We start from the raw sequence: 25271 nt of genomic DNA on the forward strand, positions 1-25271 counted from the left end.
AAGAGGGTTTACGGATTACTGAAGTCTTATATATATTATATATATATTTAAATACAGGTAAAATATAATATATGATAATATAATAATATAAATATTGGCGTAATATAAGTTATGTAAAATAGTTATTAAGATAAGTAAAGATGAAAAAAACTCAAATGGCAGGATATGAAATTTTTTTTAATTTTTTTTCAAAATTGCGGACGAATTTGCGAGTCATCGTACATATATATTATACAGGGCATTGAACTTTAATTACACAAAGGAGTTTTTGTACGTCAATCTTAACGCTAGATCTCGGCAAGCAAACAGGCTGGGCAATTCTTACAGATGGAGTAATTGAAAGTGGAAGCAAAAGTTTTCATGGTAGCCGTTTCAGTGGAGGTGGAATGTGTTTTTTAAGTTTTCACAATTGGCTTAATTCTTTGAAACATGAGTTCACTGCAGTGTATTTTGAGGAAGTAAGAAGACATCTAGGAACTGATGCAGCGCATTGCTACGGTGGTTTTCTTGCCGTTCTATCTGCTTGGTGTGAAGAGAACAATATTCCCTACCAAGGTGTTAATGTTAAAACTATAAAACGCTTTATAGCAGGCAAAGGTAATGCAAGTAAGAGTGAAGTTATTGAAGCGATACGTGAAAAAGGTTTTTCACCTAGAGATGATAATCAAGCAGATGCTTTGGCATTAATGTTCTACGTTATGAATCTTAGTAAAGATTTTAACACATTAAAAATACCGCAAAAGTGGGTCCTTTCGTCCATACTAGCGGGTTTGGTGGTGCTGACCTCAGGCCTTCTTTAGCGTCAGAGATATTTTAAATATTAACTTTTTAATTATCAAGGATTTAAATTATATGAATTTAGCAATCCACTATTATCCTACTCGAAATCTAGTCGAATATGAGCGTAATCCACGTAAAAATGACGATGTAGTCAACAGAATGTGTGCTTCTATTCGGGAATTTGGCTTTCGTATACCAATAGTTGCAAAAAGCGATGGAACTGTGGTTGATGGTCATTTAAGACTTAAAGCAGCAAGAAAACTTGGTATGGAAAGTATTCCAGTGGTCTTAAGTGATAATCTAAATGAACCACAAACCAAAGCTTTTCGATTACTGGCAAATCAATCAGCTAACTGGGCAAAGTGGGATAATGAGCTTTTGAAAGTAGAAATTCAAGAATTAGAAGATTTACAGTTTGATCTTAAAATGACTGGATTTGAGCTAGAAAAAGTTCAAAACTTTCTTGATGATTTAGATGGTGAAGAAGAAGATCTTTCTGACTTAGTTGTTGATGACAAAAAAGTAGAAATAACAAAACCAGGTGATCTTTGGATTTTAGGTGATCATCGAATCTATTGTGGTGATAGCTCTGTAGTTGAATCATATAAAGCGCTGTTAGATAAAATGGCAGATATTACTGTTTGTGATCCTCCATATAACGTTGACTATGGTAGCAGTCAAGACAAAAAGATATTAAACGATAATCAAGGTGAAAAGTACGAACTTTTTCTCTATGACATCTGTTCCCATATTTTAGCATATACGAAAGGAGCAATTTACATCTGCGTATCATCATCAGAGTTTTCAACGTTGCAAAAAGCATTTGAGGAAGCAGGAGGGAAATGGTCAACATTTATCATTTGGGCAAAGAATCACTTTACGCTAGGCAGATCTGATTATCAGAGACAATACGAAGCAATGCTCTACGGTTGGAAAAATGGCAATAAACGTGATTGGCATGGAGGTAGAAATCAAAGTGATCTATGGTTTTATGATAAGCCAATACATAACTCACTGCACCCAACAATGAAGCCAGTAGAGCTAATGGAGAAAGCAATAGTTAATAGCAGCAGACCTGGGGATACTGTACTTGATCCATTTAGCGGTTCTGGCAGCACACTGATTGCATGTGAGAGAACAGGAAGAATTTGTAGAACAATAGAGCTAGATTCAAAGTTTGTAGATGTAACCATAAAACGTTGGCAAATATACACAGGTAGGGAGGCAATTCTTTCTGGTACTGGTAAAACTTTTGCAGAAATTCAAGAAGAAAAACAGTAAGAAAAAAGTGGAAGGGATAATGCAAACAGAAATTTAGTAAGCCTGAGTAGTTGTAATATTAATTTACTGGTATATACCGTATTTTAATGAGTTTAGCGTAACAAATAACTTTGGATTAAATGTGATGCACTCAATGAATCAAGCAAAGACGTCAGCTGGAGTAGTAACGTCGCAAACAAGTAATGAAACATCGTTGTTTTCTGAAGAAGTAGAAAATAATGTTTCAGATTCTACACTATCTGTTAAGAAGAGAATTGAATTGTTTGAAAAAGGTACGAAGCAAACACCTATTATTAAGGAGAAACATATGAAGCAAACTTGTGGTAGTCACGATCTGAAGCAGTGCAACACTGAATACAAGGCAGCTTTTTCGAATGTGATTAGAAATGGTAGTGATAGCAGTATTACACTAGAAATGGACGAGGCAGGTGCTGATCAATTTGATGCACTTTCATCATTAGATGAGGGTGAAGACATAGAGGACGAATTTAATGCAGTTTGTGAGGCAAATGGAATAGGATATAACGGTGGATATTATCCTGATCAGTTTAATGTGGCATTCAGCACATCTTCCAACTGCCAAACATATGACAAAATAGATGTGCATGAAGAGGATAGAAAATCAGGGGATAAGCCAAAGTCATCACCTAAAATCGTACAGCAGGACAATAGTAGGAGTGTGGCTCCACCTTCACCTAGAACAGCAAAAAATCATGTGTCAAATGTTATACAGTCTATTGCACCATCAAAATCATCATTAGAAGTAAAATCATATAACGAGGAAAATATAGAGGAACTAGTTAATGCTGATCCTATTTATTCAGAAATAAACGAAGAACTAGCTAATGGCGAGCCTATTTATTCAAAAATAAACCAAGATACAAAATCTCCAAAAAAGGTTTTAGAAGGGAGTGATAGTGGAATAAGTGGTAATAGCTTTGGAGTACAAAGATCAGATCTACAGAAACTGAAAGATAACTCAATATCTGATAGAGAGGGAGCATCAGAAAGGTCATCTATTGACACACTTAGTGATATATCTTCAAATATTTTGCTACATGAAAGTGATCAAACAAATAGTGGAGGAGTGAATTCAGAAACTCCATTAATTAAAAAAGAAAAGAAAACAAATAGAATTTTGCCAAGAGTAAAATATACAGTGCAGCAGAAGGAATTTATAATTTTCGGTATAGCTGCTGTTGCACTTAGCGTTTCTGCAGCTTTGGTATATTTACAGAATAAAGCACAATTAATTGCATTTTTTGCAAACAGTACCATCTATGTGACTATACCAATTCTAGCTGTTGCACTATTGGTTGCAATTAGTCCGATATTTTGTGGAATAAAGCAATTTAGAGATATTGAAGAGTGTCAAGTAGGGAGAAAGAATGCGAATGAAACTTTGAATCAGGTGCTAAAGTATCAACCAAAAGATAAAGTAATAAAATCAGTCAAACTGGAATACAGCAATGGTACTCATTCACATTTTACACTTAACGCTTGGAAGGGTAAGAACAATTTCATTAATATTGACGACAAAGTCATTAGTAGAAGAAATAAAGTAGAATCAGTAATCAAAGATAGGACATTATTTACAGCATTATTAAGCAGTTTGGTTGCTGCAAATATAGTATGGCCTTTATTACTGTATGTGGAAGGTGGTATTAGTAGTGTACAGAAGTTTTACCATAATGCTTTGATTAATAACGTAGGGCTATCAGTACTTGTAGGCTCGAGTATACTTGCACTATCAATGATATGCCTTGGAGTACATTACTACAGAAAAACAAATTGCACAAATCTTGTATATTGTGAGGAAAGAGTTGAACCAGAAAAAGTTAATGAAAAGTTCATTGAGGAAATAAAGGAAGCAAGAATAAAAGTGCTTGAAGAAAACCATAGTAAAGATGCTAAATGCAGCAGTTTAACGCTAGAGCAAGTAGTGGTTGAATCTCATAACTACAAAGATGTAATTTATAGTATTAGTTGAAAATAGCCAAATTTCACCATATAAAAAGAAAGCAGCTATAAACCGGAGTACTTCGCTTGATGTTAGTAAAGTATCTCTAAAACATTGGAAAGTATAAACAGGTAAGGAATTGCTGATATTGGCAAAACCTTTTCAGAGACTCAAGAAGAAAACTCGTAAAAAATAGGCAAAAAAAAGTGAAAATCACGCAAACAGAATGGGCAAAAGAACTAGGATTTTCAAAGCAATATGTCTGTTATTTAGTAAGAAAAGGAATAGTTGAGTTGGAGGATGGTTTGGTAAATAGAGAACAAGCAAATGAAGCGGTGGCAGCAATAAGAGATCCAAGTCAGCCACTTAGGAGGAAAAATCCAGAAAACGAAAATACAAGTAACCTTTCCACGATGTTGCTAAAAACTAGAATAAAAAATGAAATGGAACGAGGTAAACTGCTTGAGGCGAAAGCTAAAGCTGAGATAGGAGAACTTGTAGCAGTAGAGGAAGTAAAAAATGAAGCATTTAATGTAGCAAGAGTTGTCCGTAATAATTTACTTAATATTCCGAATAGAGTTTCAGCACTACTTGCATCATTGAGTGACACTGAAAAGATTCATATGGCGCTCACTGAAGAGATTACAAACTCACTTGAAGAATTATCTAACACTAAATTTTAATAATGTCTGCTCACTTAAGTTTAGAATTAATAAAGTGCCTCATTAATCAACCTGGATTAGATGTTAATGTTAGAGGATTAAATGGAAAAACCCCACTACATTGCGCTATAGAATTTGACGAATTAAGCATGGTAGATCTGCTACTCACGAAGAAGAACATTAATCCTTTCGTAGAAGATAATGATGGTAAAACATCTCTTGACTATGCTAAAGAAGGGAAAAAAGCAGAAATATTACAAGCGCTAATTAATAACAAATACGGGTCAGAACAAGATAGCTTACTTCATTTGGCCGCAATGATAGGTGAAGTTAATGCAGTGAGATATTTGATCAGAAAAGGTATTGACGTTAATGCACGAAATGCTCTGCATCATACTCCATTACATCTAGCAGCAGGCATAGGACATGGAAATGTTGTCAAAATTTTAGTAGAAGAAGGAAAAGCTGAAATAGATGTCTTTGATGCACGAAATCAGACACCAATGCACTATGCAGTTAATAATAAAAAGTTGGAGATAGTAAAGTTACTGCTGAAGCTTGGAGCAGATGTAAATAGCGCGCGCATAGGACAAAACTCAATGAAATTGTCACCTGTTCATATAGCTGTAAGTAATACTAATTACGATGAAAGAGACTTATGTCTTGATATTCTCAAATGCTTAATAAAGGAGCCTAATGCTCAAGTCAATTTGCAAGACTACGAAAATAAAACACCACTACATTACGCTGAAAGACTTAAAACAATAGAAGTTTTACTAACGCGAGAAGATATAGACCCTCTGGTAAAAGACGATAGCGGCAAGACACCATTTGATTACGCTAAACCTGAGATAAAGAAGGCTTTGGTGAGTAATAAATACGGTTCTGAAAAGAATAGTCTACTCCATTTAGCTGCACAAAGAGGAGATACCGTCTTGTTAGTCAACAAAAAAATTATAAAAATTTCCCAAGTTGCATCATAAAATCAAAAAATACTTCCAATTGTGTAACAGTACACAGATTATAGTTAGTGGATATGTTGATAAGTAAATTAGTTTTATACGCACAAAACAGATGAAGTTTACTTATCAACATATCCACTAACCAACAACATTCAATAAATTTGTGTAAGATACCACTTTACATAAGATAGATAGGAAGCATTTTTGATTTTAAAGTACTAAACCTTCAGTCAACCTCCTAGCCCTGTAGTTTTTGATATGGTTAGGATCAAAAGCACTTTTGGATGTCAGAATACCGAAAATGATATGGAGTAGCTTACGCATTGCAGCACCAACGATGGCCATATTATGCTTACCCTTTTCCTTTAATCTTTGGCAAAAGCTCATAATGATAGGATTGTGATTCTTAGCTACTATGGCAGGAAAGAAAAGTGCCTTACGTAATGTTTGTGAACCGGATTTACTTAATCTGGGTTTGGCATATACAGAGGAACCTGACGTCATATTTCGTGGTATAACTCCTGTATATGCTGCCAATTGCCTGGCATCTCTAAAAACCTCTATATCAGAAACTTCAGCTAAAATAGCTATTGCTGATTCTTCTCCTATGCCTGGAATAGTCAATAGAAGTTGAAAATTTTCCAACAATTCTTTGTGTTGATTTAATAGTTCACGTACGGAGTTTTTTATTGTTTCTATTTTTTGAGCTATATTCATTGCAAGGTCTTCCCAAGCATTTGCAACTTCTTTAGGCAGTCTCTCTTTTTTTTCTAAGTGGTTATTTACTAATGTTAACTCATCTTTTAACGCAACTGAGCAACGATAAAGATGTTTTAATTTTTTCATTTCAGGAGAAGGTGGTGTCCAACTAGAAGGTTCCTGTCTTTGGCAATAATCAGCAATAACTTCTGCATCGGTCTGATCATTCTTTTGTCGTATCAGCTTACTCCTTGCATAAGATTTTATGCAATAAGGATTTACAACACTTACAAAATGTCCAGCATTGTGTAGAAATTCAGCCAGTGCTTCGCTATAACAACCAGTAGATTCCATGCAGGTTTTTACTTTTTCTACATTATGTTTGTGTAGAAAATTCAGTAGACTTTGAAACCCATGATCATCGTTCTTAAAGCTTCTTTTTCTAATTTCACGCTTTCCTTTTTTGCTTATAAATGAGAGAAAAACATCAAAGCGATCTTTTGATATATCTATGCCCAAAAAGTTGTTGATCATATATAACCCCATACGTTACCATTAAAAATGAAAAGTAAGGCTAGTCTTGTGAATACAGAATTAGAACCATTCAGGTCTTTCTACGATACCGTCCAGCCTATACTTTTGAGAAGGGAATTCTTATCTCCTCTACAGATTTTATATCTAAGAAGAAGCACAGAGTTCCTCCCTTCTCCACCTAATGCTTAAGCTTAAAACATTAGATGCTTTTGACAAGATACAAGACGTTGTCACTACTACATTATGCTATAAGTCATAAGAATAATCAAGCTGTAAAAGATCTTTTGGAAGAAGCCAAAAAACAAAAACTATTAAAGGAAGTTCTGAATGAAGAAATGACCACAAAATATTCAGATGGTCGGGAAGAAACTCATACAATACTTACAGATGCTATATCACGTAGAGACAATGACATTATGAGAGTAGTTGTACAGTAAGGGAGGAATTATGGGACAAGTATTACATGGGTGCGCCAGAACAACAGAGACAATTCGTAGAGCAATACAAAATAGTAAAGAGAGCATAGCAAAACTCTCCAAGTGTTATAACCTTAAACCAAAAACTATTATTAAGTGGAGAAAACGCTCATTTACCAAAGATGCTGGTATGGGTCCAAAGCATCCAAGATCAACTGTTTTAACTTTAGAAGAGGAGTGTTGCATTTCGTAAGCATACTCTATTGCCATTAGATGACTGTCTCTACGCTTTGCAAACCTCAATCCCACATTTGAGTCGCTCCAGCTTACATCGTTGTTTACAAAGGCACAACATTAGCAGACTACCAGATGTCGATGGTGAAGTTAAATCAAGAAAGAAATTCAAACAATATCCTATAGGCTATTTCCATATTGATATCGCGGAAGTTAGAACAGAAGAAGGAAAGCTGTATTTGTTTGTTGCAATAGATCAAATTCACCTACGTTGAGTTGCACAAAAGTGCTACAAAACCCATAGCTGCTGAGTTTTTAGGTAATCTGATTAGAATTTTACCGTATAAAATCCACACTATTTTGACAGATAATAGCATACAATTTACAAATCAGAAGCGCCATAAATACGCCTTCCAACACATATTTGATAGAGTTTGTGAAGAAAATAACATTGAACATCGTCTGACAAAAGTTAGCCATTCTTGGACAAATGGACAAGTTGAACGTATGAATAAAACTTTAAAGAATGCTACAGTTAAGAAATATTACTATCGTTCGCATCAGCAACTTAAGGAGCATCTTTATGACTTTGTTATGGCCTACAATTATGCAAAGAGACTCAAAGCTCTTAGGGGTCTTACACCTTTTGAATTTATATGTTCTCAGTTGACAAAGTCTCCTGAATTATTTATAATAGATCCACACCATCACACTCTGGAACCATACATCTTATTCGTCTCAAAGACTGGTGGCAAATACTCAAAGCCAAACTAAGAGGACACTATAACTACTTCGGGATTAGCGGAAATTATCGATGGCTCAATAAGTTTAATTGGGCAGTAAAGAAACTAACGTTTAAGTGGATAAACCGACGTAGCCAGAAAAAGAGCATGAATTGGGAGCAATTTATTCATTATACACAAGTCAATCCACCACCAAAACCAAAAATATGTTTTTCCTTGTATACACAGGAGGTATGTCGTGAACGCTAATATTGTGGAGCCGTGTGCGGGAAAGCTGCATGCACGGTTCTTGCGCTTACTATTACCCACAAGTATAGAATTCATGAGCAAGTCTCCATCCTTCTGCTAAATCAAAGAGACGTTTCCATCCCTTCCACAAAGCTATAGCTAAGTCATTTTTGCGAGCTAAAAACCCTCCTAACTTGGCCACCCACCTCACAATTTCTCTTATAGGTGCAGGATAGTTTTTTGTCTTAAGCATTTTGGTATATAAAACCTTCCATTCGTCATCAGTCAGTATGACAGTGCAAGAAAGATTCGCTAGCTACCAATGTGATAAAAAATATTCTCCATGCAATTATACTCATAATTGTAAGAAAGCGGATCAATCTATCTGCTGTTTGGAGCCTACATTCTTCAACTTTAAGACCGGATTTCAAAATTTTATGAAAAACCTCTATTCTCCATCTTAAGCAATACCATTGTATTTTTTCTACTGCTTCTTCAAAATTATTAATATTTATATTTGTTAACAAAATCCAGTTCATGGGCTCTTCGCCAAATGGGGGATATTTTTCTATAACATAGACAGCATTTAAATTTAAATTAGGAAGTTTTTGGGTTTTACGTCTAGCGTTGTTTTTTGATGCATTCATCACAAAGTTACTAAACTTTACTTCTAAAACTGTTGTTCTTTGAGGTTCGTTATCGCGAGCAGACTTGAATTTCTCCTTGACAAGACATGCGATTCATCAAATCCCACAATCTTTCACCACCTTTTTCAGAATAAGTCGACTTCTTGTTTACTGTTCTGTTTTGATTTCCTCTTACTACAAAAAGAGATTGATTAGTGGAAGCAACTTCAAATAAATCATAAATATCTGCTTCTCTATCACAAACGGTAACTACCTTAACATCCTTTAATCGAGGATGTTTAGTAGAGTCTTTAAGTGCACCGTATGCTTTCTTTCTCTTCTATGGGAAGAGCAGTATTATGGCTTCTTCTTTTCAACTCCTTTAGGTCTTCAGCTAAGGAAGGTCTAGTACTAATTTTTTGATCCAATAATCCTATCTTCTGTTGTAACTGCAAACGTTGTATGCATCATGGGTTTTAAAATTAGTTGTTTTAGATGTTAATCTTGCTGCTATAATCCCTAATCCTTCGGTCTTTTTATGATTTTTATATGAAATATAACTCGTGTCCTGGATAGCTAAGATAGTTGAGTATTCTTTAGCTCTTTCAACAGTTTTAATTATATGACTGTCTAATATCTTTCTTTCAGAAATGGCATCGTTTTGGAAAAATCTATAAGCTGCTTTACTTTGATGCCAATCTTCACAAGCTTGATTTATTGAACGCTCAGGCGATTCAGCAAAACTATTAACTATTTTTAGAAGCCTTTTACTTAATCTTATATCACCAAAATTAACAATTCCAAATTCACTTTCTGCCCATTCGCCAGTTGAGGTATTTATAGTTCTTTTCATCATATATTCCATTTTTAGACCATAGATCTATTTATAATAGAAAGTTGAATTAGTAAAATAGCAGCTTTTTCTCCATTTTTAGATTTATGGGTAATAGTAAGGTCCTTACGGGGGAGTTATAGAAGTAAAACTCAATCAAGGGGGATAGGACTATGACTTCTACCGAACGATCAGGATTTACGTTCTGTGGAATAACATTTGAGGAGTACAGAGGACAAGCAACCGATCCTGAAGGAATTGTGAGAAGGTTTATAGAAAAAGATACAGGACATTGTTTTCCACTAGGAACAGCAAGCACATTTACTACTTACTTTGCGCCAGCGGACTTTAATGAAACGGTTTGGTCAGCCATTGTATGCAAAACAAGAGCCAAGAAGATTTGATAGAGGAACTGACCTTCATACCCAATCCAACCCTTTGCCGATGTGCCACCGTCCGGGGATATTAGTAAAAATCGTTGCAGCATAGAGGAGCCAAAAAGGAGATTTCCTCCTACCAATATAGCCACTTTCTTAGCGTGCTTCTTAAGTTACTATATAAAGGTAAAATGGTTTCCATGTTTGAGCAGGTAGATCAGCTATAAAAAAGAAGTGAGGTAAGGAAGTGGTCTACCCTGCTCCAAGTAAAGGCTAGTACATAAAAGCAAAAGATGCAAGAAAATATTAAAAGGTTATTGAAAGATTGTTTTGCACATTTAGGAGAGCAAGCGTTGTATGAATCAAGGGATAAGTCATACAAGGTACAGATATTAAAGCAACAGCCAGATAAATTATACGGAAGGACAATTTGTAGGAGAAATTTTGACTTTAGAAGTAAGTGTGTTTGATGTATTAAAGCCAATGGTAGGAGATATTTTTGTTGTTGGTGATCGTAGATACAAAGTCCACTCACCGCCGCTCAGGGATAATTCAGGAATATTGTGGAAAATAAACCCAGCGAGAATGTAAAATGGTTTTTCGTGTTAAAATCAAAACTAACGATAGTGAAATTGTTCAATATATCGTATCTTTAATGTGTATATAAAGTGATCTTTCTAGAAAAGTTTTATGAAACTAGCCATTTTTTTATTGCTTTCTTATTGAGCACAAGTTGTGTTATTGCAAAAGATGGGGTAGAGCCTAGCTTAGAAATAAAAAATAAATATAGGTGTCACCCGTGGAATAATCCAAGTAGAGAGTTTTCTCAAGGTTATATACAACCAATTCCTATACACGAAAGTTATGAGCTAATTATTGGTGGTGATGGGGTATTGTACAACACAGGGTGGTACTGGAAGGATGTAGATTTATCTGGTATTCATAAAACAATTGGTAGAATGAGTGCTACTTGCAGTGAATATTGTAGAGAAATTTACTTAGCAATAGATAATGTGCTATATGCAATAAATAGAGATAATACACAATATGAAATAAATGAAGACGCAGTTATGTGGAAAAAGGAGTTAAAGTCTTTGGTGAAAGGAAACCCTACAATTTTTAATGATAGAATAGCAATTTTGACTGTAGATAACTATTTATACATGCTGAACATAGAGAATGGTAATACAAGCTGGTTCTATCATATGTCTAATGGTAGTAATCAAATAACAAGATCAAATTACATATCTCCTGTGGTTATACACGATAAGCTAATAGTTCCATTTTCAAATGGAGAGTTAGTAGCTTTTGACAAAGATGGGAAAAAGTTGTGGTCTTATAAGTTACCTTCTACAAATATTTTAGACACTCAGCTTGCAGATATCACAACTACTCCAGTAGTAAAGAATAACACATTAATAGCTACAAACAATTCTACCATTGTTGCGATTGATATAGGATCAGGAGATCTTTTGTGGTTAAAGGCCATGGAAGCAAAAAATATCAGTGGTGGTGGGATTATGCCATGGCTGTACCCCGATGATATAAATGGTAACGAATTTTTTGTAGTAAACACAAAGAATGAAGTTATGAAAGTTGCAATACCTGATGGTCAGATAATTTGGAGTACTAACTTAGTGGTGAATGATGAGCTAAATGATAAACTAAAAGACACATATTATGCTAGACCGGTGATAGATGGAAAATTATTTATTGTGAGCAATAAGGGAATCATGTTTCTATTAGATGAGAAGTCAGGCATGATAGAAGAGATAGTCAGCATTCCAGAAGATGTGTATCATACGCCTGTAACTGATCTTGCAGTTGGGGATTAGTACTTTACAACTGAGAAAAAAGGTGTGTATAGCTGCATTGATCCAAATATCAGCAGATGAAATATTGCAGGTAATAAGGAAGAGATGTGCCATAGGTAGCACCACTTAGGGACAATTCAGGAGTATTGTGGAAAATTCAAGCGTCAGGGGTGTAGATGCGTATTAACATCGAAGTCACCGATAGCATCGAAAAAGTTATGCAAAGCATAGATGCTGAAAGAAGAAAAATAGAATTAGCAACAGTGAGAGCATTAAACAAAACAGCACTATGGGTAAGATCGCAAACTGTCAAACAAGTTAGCGAAGAAAAACAAATACCAAAAAAAGCAATGAGAAAAAAGTTAAGTGTGGATAAAGCAAATAGAAAGCGTTTATGGTCAGTAGTGAAGCTGAGTTTGCAGTGGATAGGAGTAGCAAAACTTGGGAGTATAAAACAGACAAAGATAGGAGCAAAGGTAGGAAGCCGTACGTATGAAGGAGCATTCATAGCAACAATGCAAAATGGTCATATAGAAAAGAAGGTACATACCAATAGATGAAATTAAAGTAAACACGCAAGCTCGGGAAATAATGAAAGAGTTAGTTGATAATGAAGTAGAGAGAGTATTTGAGAAGTATTTTGAACATGAACTTAATTTTATTTTAAGAGCGTATGTTTTGGAGAGATCTACATCAGAAGATTTGTACAACGCTAAAAGAAGAAATCCCAGCAATACAGACATGTGAAGTATATCCTGCAATAAGGAAAGAATTATTAGCGCCAGCGGTGTTTGTAGAGCTTGTGAGTTTAGAGCCAGGAAAAGATCCGGGGACTGAGGAATTAGCGTTGAGGGCAAGATTTGAGGCAAGAGTAGTAGTTGATGGAACAGTCGAGGATTCTCAGGTAGTGGTAAGGTCACTGGCAGCGGAAGTTGCAAGAGTAGTGAATAAAAACACTTGGGGCGTAGAAAACATTTCACCAGGAGAATTTTTATCAGCGGAAGTAGACAATTTTAAACCAGAGTTGGATGCATATTTAGTGTGGCTGGTAGAATGGGTTCACGAGCTACATACAGGTCAATCAATGTGGTTAGAAACTGGTATTATACCGCATATTATTAGTGTGGGGGAAAATGTTAGACCATAATTTTGCGATTGCAGAGCTAAATAGAAGGCTAGCGAACATTATTCGTATAGATCTAGTGAAAGAAATCGACTATGAAAAAGCAAGAGTAAGGGTCAAAGTAGGAGAATTTTTGACCGATTGGTTACCGTGGATAACAACAAGAGCGGGAGAAGATAGAAGTTGGTTTTCCCCAGATATTGATGAGCAGGTGATGGTATTATCGCCATATGGAGAGTTGTCATTAGGGGTGGTGTTACCGGCAATTTATCAGCAGAAGTATTTTCCCTCGGAATGCCGAAAAGACGCGCATATTTTAGAGTTTAAGGATGGAACGAAATTATCGTACGACAAGGAGAATCATCATCTTGAGATTGATGTAGTAGATAAAATAACGTTGAAAGTAGAAGGATCAAGCGTAGAGATGACAAAGGATGGAATAAAACTTAAGGCACAAAGAATAAATCTAAATTAGGAAAAGGAATGAATAAATCAGTTATATGCCTAGGAGATCACTGCGGGAAAGCGTTGCCGCATTTTTGTATAAGTGGAAGCAGAGATATATTTGTAAACGGAAGACCAGTTTGTCGGCAAGGAGATAGTTTTACAGAAGGTAAGGTAATGGCACAAGGGTCAAAAACAGTGTTTGAAAATGGTCATGGTATAGGAAGAGTTGGGGATTCAGTATCTTGTGGGTTTAAAGTAATAAGTGGAAGTAGTAATGTTTTTTCAGAATAAAAATAAACCATGTGCTATACTTACCAAAAGTAAAATTATGAACATGGATATAACTACTAGCCTATTAGGAGACGTTAGTAATTTAATAGATAGAGCAAAGAATCATCTTTCTGTTCAATTCAATTCTACTCTAGTATTGTTAAACTGGGAAATTGGCTCCAGAATTGATCAAGATATCCTAAAGCACAAACGTGCAGATTATGGGAAGCAAATCATCTCCTAACTTGCAAAAGAACTTCAGATGAAATATGGACGTGGATTTGATAGAGCTTCATTGTTTCGGATGGTGCAATTTTCCAAATTCTTTCCCGATCAAGAAATTGTCGCGACACTGTCACAACAATTGAGTTGGTCACATTTTGTAGAAATTATTGCAATTTCTGATGAGCTGAAGCGTAATTATTATATAGAAATGTGTCGTATTGAAAGATGGAGTGTTAGAGCACTACGTAGTAGAATCGATACCATGTTGTATGAACGTACAGCACTAGCAAAAAAGCCTGAGGACTTCATAAGACAAAGCATCAAACAGTTACGTGAAGAAAATACGTTAGCCCCCGAATTCATTTTTCACGATCCATACTTCCTTAACTTTATGGAATTGCCATCAAGTCATAGTGAGACTGATCTAGAAAATACGATTTTGGATGAATTGGTAAAATTTTTACAAGAGTTTGGTAATGATTTTTGTTTTGTGACACGTCAAAAAAGGATGAGTACCGAAAGAATTGATAGGTATTTAGACTTGCTATTTTTTCATAGGGGATTAAGGCGCCTTATTGCAATAGAACTAAAAATTGGTCGATTTGAACCAGCTTATAAAGGACAGATGGAATGGTACTTAAATTGGTTAGACAAAAATGAACGAAAACCAGATGAAGAAAAACCCCTAGGGATTATTTTGTGTGCTGATAAGGATCAAGAAGATATAGAATACCTGGAGCTTGAAGGATCTAATATTCATGTTGCACAGTATTTAACACAGTTGCCTCCTAAGGAAATCCTTGAGGAGAAGTTGAGAAAAGCTATCTCTATAGCTCGTGAAAAATACGCAAGTACTAAGAAGAAAATGATTAAACAGATATAACACAAAAGGCAACGTGTTTATGCGAGGAATGGACGTTAATACTGGAAAAGAGTTAGAAGGAATAGAACATTTAAAGCAATCAATTACTGATATTTTAACCACTCCTATTAACAGCAGAATAATGCGCAGGAACTATGGGTCAAGATTACTTGAGTTAGTTGACCGGCCAATCAATCGTGATTTTACGTTAGAAATTTATGCAGCAACAGCAGAAGCACTACAAAAGTGGGAAAAGAGATTTAAGTTAGAAAAAGTAAAAATAACAGAAGTGAAAGAAGGAAAAGTAACGCTTGACCTAGAAGGATTGTACTTACCAATGGGGGAAAAGATTCGCTTTGATGGAGTTGTGGTATAAAGATGGAGCAGCCTAACATTATTGAGCCACTGAACTTCGAAGAAATCTTTTCACGTATGAAGGAGGAGTTGATACGTCGAGACTCAAGTTTTACAGTATTGGTAGAAAGTGATCCAGCAATAAAGATTTTGGAAGTGGCAGCCTGGAGGGAATTGTTATTACGGCAAAGAATTAATGAAGCGGTAAGAAGTAATTTACTGAAGTTTGCAGGAGGAGAAGACCTAGATAATTTAGCTGAGTTTTATGGAGTGGAGAGGCAGAAAGAAGAAGATGACGAACGATTTAGGAAAAGGATTAAAGCAAAGATAGTTGGCTGGTCAACAGGAGGAAATTATCGGTATTATGCATTATCAGCAGATACAAGAGTAAAAGATGCATTAGTAGAATCACCTGTACCAGGAAAAGTACAAGTTTCGATCTTATCAACACAATTATCCACAACTGGCATACCCCAAGAAGAATTACTAGAAATTGTCAGAAATCAGCTAAACAGGGAGGATGTGAGGATTTTAACAGATACAATTGAAGTGGTAAGTTGCAATATTATAGAAATAGATATCCACAGTAAAATTAGCATTAAAAGACCAGATATTATTGAAACGGTGAAGAAGAAATTTATAGAAAAATTTGAAACAACGAAAAGATTAGGATGGAATGTAACAAGGTCGTGGATTATAGCGAATTTGTTCGTAGAAGGAGTGGAAAACGTAGAATTAATCGAGCCAAGAGAGGATGTTGTGGTACTGGGGAATGAGTGTGCTGCCTTAAGAAGTTTAAATGTTGAGTTAAATTAATGCTATTACCGCCAAACGCAACAAAACAAGAAAAAGCGCTGGTTGATGCAATCGATTACAAAGTTGATCCAAGCAGCATAAGAGGGTTTAAATTCAGCCTAGAAGAAAAGATATTACCATGGATAGTAGAGGAATATGGTCTAGAAGAGATTCTGCGTTGGGTAACAGACAAAAGAAAAGCGATAAAAGAAGGGATAAAATTTCAAAGACTGCGTGGCACACCTGCCTCATTGAAAATAGCACTGAAGTGGGCAAATATAAATGAAGATATTACAATTATTGAAGAGCCACCTGGAGAACACTTTTTTGAATTACAGATAGGGATAAAAGATGTTCCGAAAGACTTCTTCGTAGATGCAGTAGTAGAACTAGCAAAGCTATCACTACCTGCAAGATCGAGGCTAATGAGGCTTTTCAATGACCACTATAATATTGGAAGATTTATTTTAGATGAAAGCTTTTTTGGCAGCTTATTATCAGACTACTCTGGTACAAAGATCGAAAAAGATGGACCAGTGTTATCATTTGGGAGAGTAAATTTTTTCAGGTCTAGTGGTCCAGTTATTAGGATTATAGAAAACTATCTACGCGATCATTATGAGCAGGCATTAAGTAATGATCTGTATAGGCTAGATGTAGCAATACTTGGAGAAACCGAGCCTCACACAAAGAATTATAACGGTATTTATGAAAGAAGTCATCAGTGGAATAATTTAAAAACGTTATATCCGCTACCACAGAGCTTATTACCTGAGATTAAGTTTGCTAAAGCGCAGATAGTATTATCGGACAGTTGGAGTTTAGGAGAAATAAACGCATGTTTTCCAGTAAGTAGTATAGAAGAGAGGGGAAAAAGGTTTTTACTAGGAAGTGATAAGCTATCTGAACAAGTGTGGAATTTAAAATACAAGCCAATTTTAGAAAGGTTTAGCGTTACCTATCATTACAAAGTAGAAAACTCTACCGATCAAAAAGTTATAAGATTTGGTTTAGCAAAGCACTATGTTCATTTTGAAAGCGAATTAAATTCAGAGCAAAAGGATGCAATACAGGAGTTAGAAAATTACATTTTAGTGTTTTACCCAGGTGTACTAACATGGCATGAACATCGACATTTGAACAGGTCCTGGGAAGAAAAACAACCTATATGCTTAATGAATTAAATACATATATTTATATCTTCATATACTACATTAACATTCGGTAAAAATGTGTGTTTTTTGAAAAAAAGAAGTTGCTTTTCCATGCCAAAACAGCTATAAATTAGGTAGGTGTAGGTAAACATAAGAAATTGATCTTGCACTGAAGTGAGCCAAATTGGCGACTTTATGTATGTTTTTATAGTGGGGTAACTAAAATGTTCAATTTAAATAAAAGACTGGAAAAATTAAAGGAGAATTCATTTCGTGGAATAAATGAAAAAGACGCAGCAGGTTGCACAATATTGCACCGAGCAGCACAAGTGTCAAATCCAGAAGTAATAAAGTTATTAATAGAAAAAGGTGCAGGTACAAACGATAGAAACAATAGAGGCGAGACACCATTGCACCTAGCGGCATTCTATGGAAAGGTAGAGAATGTAAAAGCACTGATAGAAGGAGGAGCAAATGTAAATGCTATAGATGATGGAGGATATACGGCATTACATAGTGCGAGCTTAATGAGTTGTGAAAAGACAGTAAGGGAGCTAATAAAAGGAGGGTCAAAAGTAAATATAGGAAATGAAATAGGAAGACATGAAGCCGTATTTATGAGGGAAATAGGGAACGTGAGAGCAATATTAGAAGCGGGAGGTGATGTAAATGCGAAAGACCAAAAAGGATACACGCCAATAGATCTGGCATATATGGCAAATAGTGAGGAGATAATGAGAGAGTTAGTGGCGAAGCAGAAGGTTATGGAAGTTGATTGAGAAAAGGAAGGAAATGGTATTAGAGAGAAAACCTTTGGCAGAGCTGAGGGAAAAGGGACAATTATTTGGAAGAGTGCTTAATTGATGAAAGATAGCGCTATGTGTTTCCAAAATTGTGCATAAAAGTAAAATAAAACGAAGGTTAACAGTTGCGTCTTTTTCGCAAGAGTAATGGATTTATGGAAAAAGGGAGTGCCCGAACTATAAAAATATTTACAGGAGAAACAATGAGAAAAAAGGTATTAACTGTAACTTGTCGATATGAGCCTGATGAGTTAGCAGATAAACGCTTATCGGATGTATACGGGCAACTGATAGAGAGATTGATAAAGAGAAAAAAAGAAAATAGAGAGAAAGAAACAAATGAAAGTAGTGAGTTTATATGCGAGATTATCATCAGAAAAGCAAGCACAGAAGGGAACAATAGAGAGTCAAATAGCGGAGTTGGAGCGTAGAATTAGTGAAGATGAGCACAAGCTACTAAATGAGTATAGATTCATAGACAATGGGTATAGTGGATCAGATTTAGAGCGTCCCGGTTTAGATAGGTTACGCGATAAAGTAGGAAAAGGAGAAATTGATAAAATTTATATTCATTCACCAGATAGGTTATCACGAAAAACTGTATATCAAATGATCTTGCTCGACGAATTTGAAAAAGCAGGAGTAGAGGTAATCTTTCGAGAGTCCAGAAGAGAACTTAAGGCGATGTGTAAACGCACAATTACCGTCATCTGATAACCTTAGTTCTCAAAAAGTTAATAGAGATAGTGGCTTTTGTTCTATTGGATCGGCTTCTCCTGCTGTGCCACATAAGGGAAGTGTCTCTTCAGAGCTTAAACATCCGCAATAGGTAAAGCATATGTCAGAAGCTTTGGGGAAATAAATTTAGGTTTTTAGATATACCTTAACCATCTAAATGGTTTATTAGGGTTGGGACCAAAGTCTCTGACCCTGAAAGCACTGGTGTTAGTTTTTCTTGTCCATTGCAGATATTGCACCGTACTGTCCACCTGATCATCATAACGGGCTTCTGGGAACATTAAAATTTCGTACTCGAAATCGCTGAGCCATACTGCTTGATGCGGCAGAAAAACCCTGCCAGACTCTATAATTGGAACAATTTGATAAAATCGAGTGAGTTTGTCATTGTGTGGCACTATTTCAATAATCGGTAGATCGCTATTTGCCTTTAGCTCTTGTGTTAATTTGCTGCGAACAAGCTTGCGTAACATCAGTACGTGGAACATCCTTAATAGTCTCGATTGACTCTGTAGGTACATTACCATTTTTCTTAAAACCTTTCTCTTCTATAGCTTCCAGAACACTTTTTCCTCCCAAAAGACAGTTTTCTCCTAAACTTTTCTTCTCAGCTTTTAACTTGTTAAGCCTTTCTTCACTCTCATCATAAATTTCTACTTCTATTTTATTACTATCTTTCTCACTAGGACTTAGATAAATATTAATCTCTCCTGCCTCAGTGGTAAAAGACATTTTAATGCTACTTTCTAAGACATCTGTGTAATTTCTTTTTCCATCTTTTGTACCTTCAGCTCTTACTATACTCTCCCCAACTTGAAGTATGCCGACTTTTAAATTTAAATCTTCAGCTTTGTTAAAGATTTTCACAGGTTCAATAATACTATCTTGTGAATATTTCACATAAAAACATACATTATCTATGTCTACCTCTTCTGGCTCCCCCTTTTGAGCTTGTCTATCTCTGCCTACAATACTTTCATATGCTATACTCTTTAGCTTGTCTTTAGTTTCTTTATATTTCTTAGAGAGATCATTTATATAATTAGATCCATAATTTTGTGCTAGCTCAGTATTACCGGAGAAAAATTTTTGTCTTGCTTTCCCACCTTTTAACAATAACTTGTTAGTGATGCTTTCTATGATGCCTGAAACTTTATCTTCGTTGCCATCGTCTTGGTCGGCGATACCATCAGACTGCCTTTCACGCGCTCTGTTTTCATCGCGTGGTTTCACACGATTATTAAGAACACCTTCTATTTCTTCAAGTATTAAACTTGTTACAGTTTCTTTATCACCATTGTCATTTTCATTACCATTACTACAACTTGAATTCAACCTTATTCCTTTCTTCAAGTACTCATTTACTATTTTCTCAATACTTTCTAGAATACTTTCTTCAGATTCTTGTTTATTTTGTGCTGTTATACCTCTTATCTTCTCACAAAAATCTTTAATTAGCCCCTCTTCGCTTGTAGTTAATGGTATTTCTAGCTTCATAGAAAGTAAGTCTTCTAGAAAAAGATGATCACTTGAACTACAGCTCGAATCCTCGTCTTTCCGGTCACAATCACTCGGTTCAGTAGAAATTGTTTTATTATCGTCACCGGAGCTATACCCTGGATCATCACGCAGTGCCTGATCATCATTGTGCTTGTTAGGGTAATTACTAGAATCATTTGTCAAATTCTCTTCATTTTCACAAGAACCATCTGAATGATAGTCCGAATCTTCTTCTGTGTTACAATCACTCAATTTAACAGACTCTATCTGACTATCATCACCAGAGCTATTTGAACAATCATCTACCGAATCATCAGGTGTTGTCGGATTCCCTTCATTTTCATGAGAATCATCTAAATCATAACCCAAATCCTTAATAGCTTGACGGCACTCATGTTCAGTAACATATTCAAATGGAGTCTTTCCACTTTGATCTTGCACATTTTGATCAGCTTTTGCTTTTAAAAGAAGTTCTATAGCTTGAAGGCAGTTATTTTCAGCAGCATAATGTAACGGAGTCTTTTCACTTTGATCTTGCACATTTGGATTAGCACCCGCTCCTAAAAGAAAACGTATACCGCCAGTATCGTTATGTTCAGCAACGTAATGTAACAGAGTTTTTCCATCTTCTCGGTTTTGTACATTTGGATTAGCTCCTGCTTCTAGAAGAAGAATTATATGTTGAATATTATTTAATGGAGCTCTATTGCTTTCTAAAATGTCAGATAATCTTTTATCTAAGTAATATGACAGAGTTTTTTCATATCGGTTTTGTGTATCTCGATTAGCTCCTGCTTGTAGAAGAGACATTATATATGGAAGATAATTATCTAATATATCTCCATTGCTTTCTAACGCATTTAAAATGTTAAGTAATGGTTCATTTGAGTAATGTGACAGAGTTTTTCCATATTGGTTTTGTGTATTTCGATCAGCTCCTGCTTGTAGAAGAAGACTTATATGTTTAGCATAATAATATAATAGACCTCTATCGCTTTCTAACCCATCTAAAATGTCACCTAATTTTTCATTTAAGTAATATGACAGAGTTTTTCCATCTGGTCTCCGTATATTTGGATCAGCTCCTGCTTGTAGAAGAAACATTATATATCGAGTATAATTGGAATTATCTAATAGATCGCTATTGCTTGCTAACTCATTTAAAATGTCACGTAATTTTTCACTTGAGTAATCTGACAGAGTTTTTTCACCTTGGGTTCCTGTTGTATTTGGATCAGCTCCTGCTCCTAGAAGAAACATTATATGTTGAATATAACCGGGATTATCTAATAGATTGATATCCTGTTCTAACTTATCTAAAATGTCACGTAATTGTTCATTTAATCCCTTGCTTGGTACCCCACCATTCATATTCTATAACCATTACTCACTAATTCTTTAGTGATTACCGTAACACACAGGTAAGTCAATAAAAAAATACACCTTTCCTTCTTCAGTTCTAAGAAATTGTCAAAAGTCTCAAAAAGATGAGTTAAAATAAAAAGAAGAATAGTGGAAGTTTAGTTGTTTACACTTTCATGCTATGCCCATAGCATCATATATTACTTAACCTTGCAATAATTTTTTTATTCTTGCTGCTTCTTCAAACTCTAAATTTTCAGCATGCTCTATCATTTGCTTTCTCAAGTCATCCTTATTAGTATTTACTTTTGGTTCTGCTATTGCCCTCTCCTGTAAGGTGTTTGATATAGGTTTTATTATAGTCTTCGGGACAATATTGTGCAATATATTATGTTCTTCTTGTTTTTTTCTTCTTCTTTCAGTCTCTCTTAATGCACGATCTAAAGAACCAGTGATTTTATCTGCATACAAAATTACTCTACCTTCAGCATTACGCGCAGCACGACCGATCGTTTGAATGAGCGATGTTTCTGATCGCAAAAATCCTTCTTTATCAGCATCTAAAATTGCAACCAAACCACACTCTGGAATATCAAGACCTTCCCTAAGCAAGTTAACACCTACTAAAACGTCAATTTCTTTAGATCTTAATTTACATATAATTTCTATTCTCTCCAGCGCACCAATATCAGAATGCAAATAACTCACTCTCATATTTAATTCACTCATATATTCAGCTAAATTTTCAGCCATTTTTTTTGTCAGTGTAGTGATTAAAACACAAAATCCCTTTCCTATTGTCACTTGTGCCTCATGAATTACATCATCAATTTGACTCTCTATTGGTTTCACAATGCAGATTGGGTCTGTAAGCCCTGTTGGACGGATAACTTGCTCTATAAATACATTATTGGTCTTTGCCAACTCATACTTTCCAGGAGTAGCTGAAATGTAAATAGTCTGCGGCCTAACTTTCTCCCATTCTTCAAATTTTAATGGACGATTATCAAAAGCGGAAGGAAGCCTGAAGCCATAGTCAATCAATTTCTTTTTACGCGCCTCATTACCACTGTACATTGCACCAATCTGAGGAACGGTGACATGACTCTCATCAACAAATAAAATTACGTCTTTGGGTAAATATTCAAACAAAGTAGGCGGTGGATCCCCAGCTTCCATTCCATAGAGATAACGCGAATAATTTTCAATACCTTTACATATTCCTGTTGTCCTCATCATTTCAATATCAAAATTAGTGCGTTGCTCGAGGCGCTTTGCTTCAACAATCTTGTTTTGCAAGTAGTAATAATCCAAGCATTCATGCAGCTCTTTTTTGATTAGCTCAACTGTCTGCAACAGAGTCTCACGTGATGTAATGTGATAGCTGTTTGGAAAAATGGTGATTGTATTTAGGCTTTTGGTAATATTACTCGTTATAGCATCAATTTCAGAAATTTCTTCCATTTCATCACCAAGCAGCGATAAACGCCAAGCTTTATTTTCATAATAGGCAGGAAATATATCGATAATATCGCCACGCACTCTGAAATATCCTCTCTCAAACCTGGTATCAGAGCGCTTGTATTGGAGATCAGCTAAGTTACTCAAGAAATCATTAACATGAATTTTATCTCCAACACTTAAAGATATAGTCATGCTGCGGTAGCTTTCAGGCGAACCAAGACCGTATATGCAAGAAACACTGGCAACTACGATCGTGTCCCTGCGCTCCAAGAGGGAGCAGACGGCAGAATAACGCAGCATGTCAATTCTGTCGTTGATTGCAGAGTCTTTTTCGATATAAGTATCAGTTTGCGGCAAATAAGCTTCGGGCTGATAGTAATCATAATAAGAAATGAAATATCCAACAGCATTATTGGGAAATAATCCTTTCATTTCCTCATAAAGTTGTGCTGCTAAGGTTTTATTGTGTGCCATGATCAGCGCAGGTCTGTTTGTCCTTGCTATAACATTTGCCATAGTGAAAGTTTTCCCAGAACCAGTAACTCCAAGTAAAACTTGGTCTCTTTTATTGCTATTTAGCCCCGCAATTAAACTATCGATTGCCTGCGGTTGATCTCCAGCGGGTTGAACATGTGTAGTGATTTGAAATTTCATAGACTTTACTTACTATCTTTGATTCATTGCATAGTGAACACTATATTGCTTTTAAGATAAGTTGTATAGCTATAAACTTTCCGTAAAGCCATAAAACATTAACCAACAATAGACTTCTTGCATAACCATATAACAAACTTTTATTGGGAATAGAAACGAAAAACTTCCTTGACAAACTCCGCCAGCCCCCTTATCATGAAACTGAAGATATTTCATTTAACTTCACAATCTGTGCAGATTAAAACGACAAGAAAACTTGTATTTGTCGTACTATGCCTAATTTTTTGCACGATGACACTCTCGCATATAAACTCACTACTTTCATTTGTTTCTTTCTCTCTATTTTCTTTTTTTCTCTTTATCAATCTCTCTATCAGTTGCCCGTATACATCCGATAAGCGTTTATCTGCTAACTCATCAGGCTCATATCGACAAGTTACAGTTAATACCTTTTTTCTCATTGTTTCTCCTGTAAATATTTTTATAGTTCGGGCACTCCCTTTTTCCATAAATCCATTACTCTTGCGAAAAAGACGCAACTGTTAACCTTCGTTTTATTTTACTTTTATGCACAATTTTGGAAACACATAGCGCTATCTTTCATCAATTAAGCACTCTTCCAAATAATTGTCCCTTTTCCCTCAGCTCTGCCAAAGGTTTTCTCTCTAATACCATTTCCTTCCTTTTCTCAATCAACTTCCATAACCTTCTGCTTCGCCACTAACTCTCTCATTATCTCCTCACTATTTGCCATATATGCCAGATCTATTGGCGTGTATCCTTTTTGGTCTTTCGCATTTACATCACCTCCCGCTTCTAATATTGCTCTCACGTTCCCTATTTCCCTCATAAATACGGCTTCATGTCTTCCTATTTCATTTCCTATATTTACTTTTGACCCTCCTTTTATTAGCTCCCTTACTGTCTTTTCACAACTCATTAAGCTCGCACTATGTAATGCCGTATATCCTCCATCATCTATAGCATTTACATTTGCTCCTCCTTCTATCAGTGCTTTTACATTCTCTACCTTTCCATAGAATGCCGCTAGGTGCAATGGTGTCTCGCCTCTATTGTTTCTATCGTTTGTACCTGCACCTTTTTCTATTAATAACTTTATTACTTCTGGATTTGACACTTGTGCTGCTCGGTGCAATATTGTGCAACCTGCTGCGTCTTTTTCATTTATTCCACGAAATGAATTCTCCTTTAATTTTTCCAGTCTTTTATTTAAATTGAACATTTTAGTTACCCCACTATAAAAACATACATAAAGTCGCCAATTTGGCTCACTTCAGTGCAAGATCAATTTCTTATGTTTACCTACACCTACCTAATTTATAGCTGTTTTGGCATGGAAAAGCAACTTCTT

Annotated in this window: 21 protein-coding genes and 8 pseudogenes; 22 read left to right on the plus strand and 7 right to left on the minus strand. The window is 35.5% G+C overall.

Going from position 1 to position 25271, the window contains the following annotated elements:
- Window positions 1–278: 278 nt before the first annotated feature.
- The 5 genes and pseudogenes from OOK84_RS03940 to OOK84_RS03960 all read left to right on the plus strand — a co-directional run.
- A pseudogene (locus OOK84_RS03940) lies at window positions 279–737 on the plus strand (crossover junction endodeoxyribonuclease RuvC); the annotation flags it as partial.
- A 115-nt stretch (window positions 738–852) separates the two neighbouring features.
- A complete protein-coding gene (locus tag OOK84_RS03945; protein ID WP_264731064.1) occupies window positions 853–2061 on the plus strand; it encodes a DNA modification methylase in 1209 nt (402 codons plus the stop codon).
- Between the two features lie 133 nt (window positions 2062–2194).
- Complete coding sequence (locus tag OOK84_RS03950) at window positions 2195–4051, plus strand: hypothetical protein (RefSeq protein WP_264731066.1); 1857 nt, start codon at window positions 2195–2197, stop codon at window positions 4049–4051.
- Window positions 4052–4227: 176 nt separating this feature from the next.
- Window positions 4228–4704, plus strand: a complete 477-nt coding sequence (locus OOK84_RS03955; protein ID WP_264731067.1) for a hypothetical protein — start codon at window positions 4228–4230, stop codon at window positions 4702–4704.
- A 2-nt stretch (window positions 4705–4706) separates the two neighbouring features.
- Window positions 4707–5612, plus strand: a pseudogene (locus OOK84_RS03960) (ankyrin repeat domain-containing protein); the annotation flags it as partial.
- Between the two features lie 243 nt (window positions 5613–5855).
- On the opposite strand, the gene OOK84_RS03965 reads toward OOK84_RS03960, so the two are convergent.
- Window positions 5856–6878, minus strand: coding sequence for an IS110 family RNA-guided transposase (locus OOK84_RS03965; RefSeq protein WP_264731025.1), 1023 nt, complete (start codon window positions 6876–6878; stop codon window positions 5856–5858).
- Window positions 6879–7087: 209 nt separating this feature from the next.
- On the opposite strand from OOK84_RS03965, the gene OOK84_RS03970 reads away from it, so the two are divergent.
- Both OOK84_RS03970 and OOK84_RS03975 read left to right on the plus strand, forming a co-directional pair.
- Entirely contained in the window at window positions 7088–7315 is a 228-nt protein-coding gene (locus tag OOK84_RS03970) for a WD_0033/WD_0034 family tandem repeat-containing protein (RefSeq protein WP_264731069.1), read from the plus strand.
- A 10-nt stretch (window positions 7316–7325) separates the two neighbouring features.
- Window positions 7326–8302, plus strand: a pseudogene (locus tag OOK84_RS03975) (IS481 family transposase).
- Between the two features lie 270 nt (window positions 8303–8572).
- On the opposite strand, the pseudogene OOK84_RS03980 reads toward OOK84_RS03975, so the two are convergent.
- Window positions 8573–9981: pseudogene (locus tag OOK84_RS03980) on the minus strand (IS4 family transposase).
- Window positions 9982–10145: 164 nt separating this feature from the next.
- Between OOK84_RS03980 and OOK84_RS03985 the strand changes: the two are divergent.
- The 15 genes and pseudogenes from OOK84_RS03985 to OOK84_RS04055 all read left to right on the plus strand — a co-directional run.
- Window positions 10146–10446 (plus strand): annotated as a pseudogene (locus OOK84_RS03985) (major capsid protein); the annotation flags it as partial.
- 181 nt (window positions 10447–10627) lie between these two features.
- Window positions 10628–10925, plus strand: a pseudogene (locus OOK84_RS03990) (head-tail joining protein).
- A 77-nt stretch (window positions 10926–11002) separates the two neighbouring features.
- A complete protein-coding gene (locus OOK84_RS03995; protein ID WP_264731071.1) occupies window positions 11003–12169 on the plus strand; it encodes an outer membrane protein assembly factor BamB family protein in 1167 nt (388 codons plus the stop codon).
- Between the two features lie 155 nt (window positions 12170–12324).
- A complete protein-coding gene (locus OOK84_RS04000) occupies window positions 12325–12708 on the plus strand; it encodes a phage tail protein (RefSeq protein WP_264731073.1) in 384 nt (127 codons plus the stop codon).
- A 113-nt stretch (window positions 12709–12821) separates the two neighbouring features.
- Complete coding sequence (locus OOK84_RS04005; RefSeq protein WP_264731075.1) at window positions 12822–13295, plus strand: hypothetical protein; 474 nt, start codon at window positions 12822–12824, stop codon at window positions 13293–13295.
- Entirely contained in the window at window positions 13282–13746 is a 465-nt protein-coding gene (locus OOK84_RS04010) for a phage baseplate assembly protein V (protein WP_264731077.1), read from the plus strand. Before OOK84_RS04005 ends, OOK84_RS04010 begins: the two co-directional genes overlap by 14 nt.
- Window positions 13747–13754: 8 nt before the next feature.
- The gene (locus OOK84_RS04015; RefSeq protein ID WP_264731079.1) at window positions 13755–14009 is read left to right on the plus strand and encodes a PAAR domain-containing protein; all 255 of its coding nucleotides are present in this window, start codon (window positions 13755–13757) and stop codon (window positions 14007–14009) included.
- 43 nt (window positions 14010–14052) lie between these two features.
- Window positions 14053–14430 (plus strand): annotated as a pseudogene (locus tag OOK84_RS06755) (DUF1016 N-terminal domain-containing protein); the annotation flags it as partial.
- A gap of 174 nt (window positions 14431–14604) precedes the next feature.
- A complete protein-coding gene (locus OOK84_RS06760) occupies window positions 14605–15096 on the plus strand; it encodes a PDDEXK nuclease domain-containing protein (RefSeq protein WP_406719223.1) in 492 nt (163 codons plus the stop codon).
- Between the two features lie 19 nt (window positions 15097–15115).
- Window positions 15116–15451, plus strand: coding sequence for a GPW/gp25 family protein (locus OOK84_RS04030; protein ID WP_264731085.1), 336 nt, complete (start codon window positions 15116–15118; stop codon window positions 15449–15451).
- 2 nt (window positions 15452–15453) lie between these two features.
- Window positions 15454–16245, plus strand: coding sequence for a baseplate assembly protein (locus OOK84_RS04035; protein ID WP_264731087.1), 792 nt, complete (start codon window positions 15454–15456; stop codon window positions 16243–16245).
- Window positions 16245–17408, plus strand: coding sequence for a phage tail protein (locus OOK84_RS04040; protein WP_264731090.1), 1164 nt, complete (start codon window positions 16245–16247; stop codon window positions 17406–17408). The genes OOK84_RS04035 and OOK84_RS04040 overlap by 1 nt, the downstream gene beginning before the upstream one ends.
- A gap of 194 nt (window positions 17409–17602) precedes the next feature.
- Complete coding sequence (locus OOK84_RS04045; RefSeq protein ID WP_264731092.1) at window positions 17603–18157, plus strand: ankyrin repeat domain-containing protein; 555 nt, start codon at window positions 17603–17605, stop codon at window positions 18155–18157.
- A gap of 179 nt (window positions 18158–18336) precedes the next feature.
- The gene (locus OOK84_RS04050) at window positions 18337–18612 is read left to right on the plus strand and encodes a hypothetical protein (protein ID WP_264731094.1); all 276 of its coding nucleotides are present in this window, start codon (window positions 18337–18339) and stop codon (window positions 18610–18612) included.
- On the plus strand, window positions 18530–18895 hold the full coding sequence (locus OOK84_RS04055; protein ID WP_264731096.1) for a recombinase family protein: 366 nt from the start codon (window positions 18530–18532) through the stop codon (window positions 18893–18895). The genes OOK84_RS04050 and OOK84_RS04055 overlap by 83 nt, the downstream gene beginning before the upstream one ends.
- Window positions 18896–19053: 158 nt before the next feature.
- On the opposite strand, the pseudogene terL reads toward OOK84_RS04055, so the two are convergent.
- From terL to OOK84_RS04080, 5 genes and pseudogenes are all read right to left on the minus strand, one after another.
- Window positions 19054–19365 (minus strand): annotated as a pseudogene (terL, locus tag OOK84_RS04060) (phage terminase large subunit); the annotation flags it as partial.
- Window positions 19340–21790, minus strand: coding sequence for an ankyrin repeat domain-containing protein (locus tag OOK84_RS04065; RefSeq protein ID WP_264731100.1), 2451 nt, complete (start codon window positions 21788–21790; stop codon window positions 19340–19342). The gene OOK84_RS04065 and the pseudogene terL, both read right to left, overlap by 26 nt.
- 195 nt (window positions 21791–21985) lie before the next feature.
- Complete coding sequence (gene uvrB / locus OOK84_RS04070; RefSeq protein WP_264731102.1) at window positions 21986–23899, minus strand: excinuclease ABC subunit UvrB; 1914 nt, start codon at window positions 23897–23899, stop codon at window positions 21986–21988.
- Between the two features lie 212 nt (window positions 23900–24111).
- A complete protein-coding gene (locus OOK84_RS04075) occupies window positions 24112–24408 on the minus strand; it encodes a hypothetical protein (RefSeq protein WP_264731104.1) in 297 nt (98 codons plus the stop codon).
- 179 nt (window positions 24409–24587) lie between these two features.
- Window positions 24588–25142 (minus strand): ankyrin repeat domain-containing protein, encoded by a 555-nt coding sequence (locus OOK84_RS04080; protein WP_264731092.1) that lies wholly within the window; start codon window positions 25140–25142, stop codon window positions 24588–24590.
- Window positions 25143–25271: the final 129 nt, after the last annotated feature.

It is taken from the genome of Wolbachia endosymbiont (group A) of Sphaerophoria taeniata, assembly GCF_947250735.1.
Classification (GTDB): domain Bacteria; phylum Pseudomonadota; class Alphaproteobacteria; order Rickettsiales; family Anaplasmataceae; genus Wolbachia.

Coding starts and splice junctions, on each gene's coding strand:
- OOK84_RS03945 (WP_264731064.1), top strand. CDS start 853: ATGAATTTAGCAATCCACTATTATCCTACTCGAAATCTAGTCGAATAT.
- OOK84_RS03950 (WP_264731066.1), top strand. CDS start 2,195: ATGAATCAAGCAAAGACGTCAGCTGGAGTAGTAACGTCGCAAACAAGT.
- OOK84_RS03965 (WP_264731025.1), bottom strand. CDS start 6,878: ATGATCAACAACTTTTTGGGCATAGATATATCAAAAGATCGCTTTGAT.
- OOK84_RS04000 (WP_264731073.1), top strand. CDS start 12,325: ATGCGTATTAACATCGAAGTCACCGATAGCATCGAAAAAGTTATGCAA.
- OOK84_RS04005 (WP_264731075.1), top strand. CDS start 12,822: ATGTTTTGGAGAGATCTACATCAGAAGATTTGTACAACGCTAAAAGAA.
- OOK84_RS04010 (WP_264731077.1), top strand. CDS start 13,282: ATGTTAGACCATAATTTTGCGATTGCAGAGCTAAATAGAAGGCTAGCG.
- OOK84_RS04015 (WP_264731079.1), top strand. CDS start 13,755: ATGAATAAATCAGTTATATGCCTAGGAGATCACTGCGGGAAAGCGTTG.
- OOK84_RS06760 (WP_406719223.1), top strand. CDS start 14,605: ATGGAATTGCCATCAAGTCATAGTGAGACTGATCTAGAAAATACGATT.
- OOK84_RS04030 (WP_264731085.1), top strand. CDS start 15,116: ATGCGAGGAATGGACGTTAATACTGGAAAAGAGTTAGAAGGAATAGAA.
- OOK84_RS04035 (WP_264731087.1), top strand. CDS start 15,454: ATGGAGCAGCCTAACATTATTGAGCCACTGAACTTCGAAGAAATCTTT.
- OOK84_RS04040 (WP_264731090.1), top strand. CDS start 16,245: ATGCTATTACCGCCAAACGCAACAAAACAAGAAAAAGCGCTGGTTGAT.
- OOK84_RS04045 (WP_264731092.1), top strand. CDS start 17,603: ATGTTCAATTTAAATAAAAGACTGGAAAAATTAAAGGAGAATTCATTT.
- OOK84_RS04050 (WP_264731094.1), top strand. CDS start 18,337: ATGGAAAAAGGGAGTGCCCGAACTATAAAAATATTTACAGGAGAAACA.
- OOK84_RS04065 (WP_264731100.1), bottom strand. CDS start 21,790: ATGAATGGTGGGGTACCAAGCAAGGGATTAAATGAACAATTACGTGAC.
- uvrB (WP_264731102.1), bottom strand. CDS start 23,899: ATGAAATTTCAAATCACTACACATGTTCAACCCGCTGGAGATCAACCG.
- OOK84_RS04075 (WP_264731104.1), bottom strand. CDS start 24,408: ATGGAAAAAGGGAGTGCCCGAACTATAAAAATATTTACAGGAGAAACA.
- OOK84_RS04080 (WP_264731092.1), bottom strand. CDS start 25,142: ATGTTCAATTTAAATAAAAGACTGGAAAAATTAAAGGAGAATTCATTT.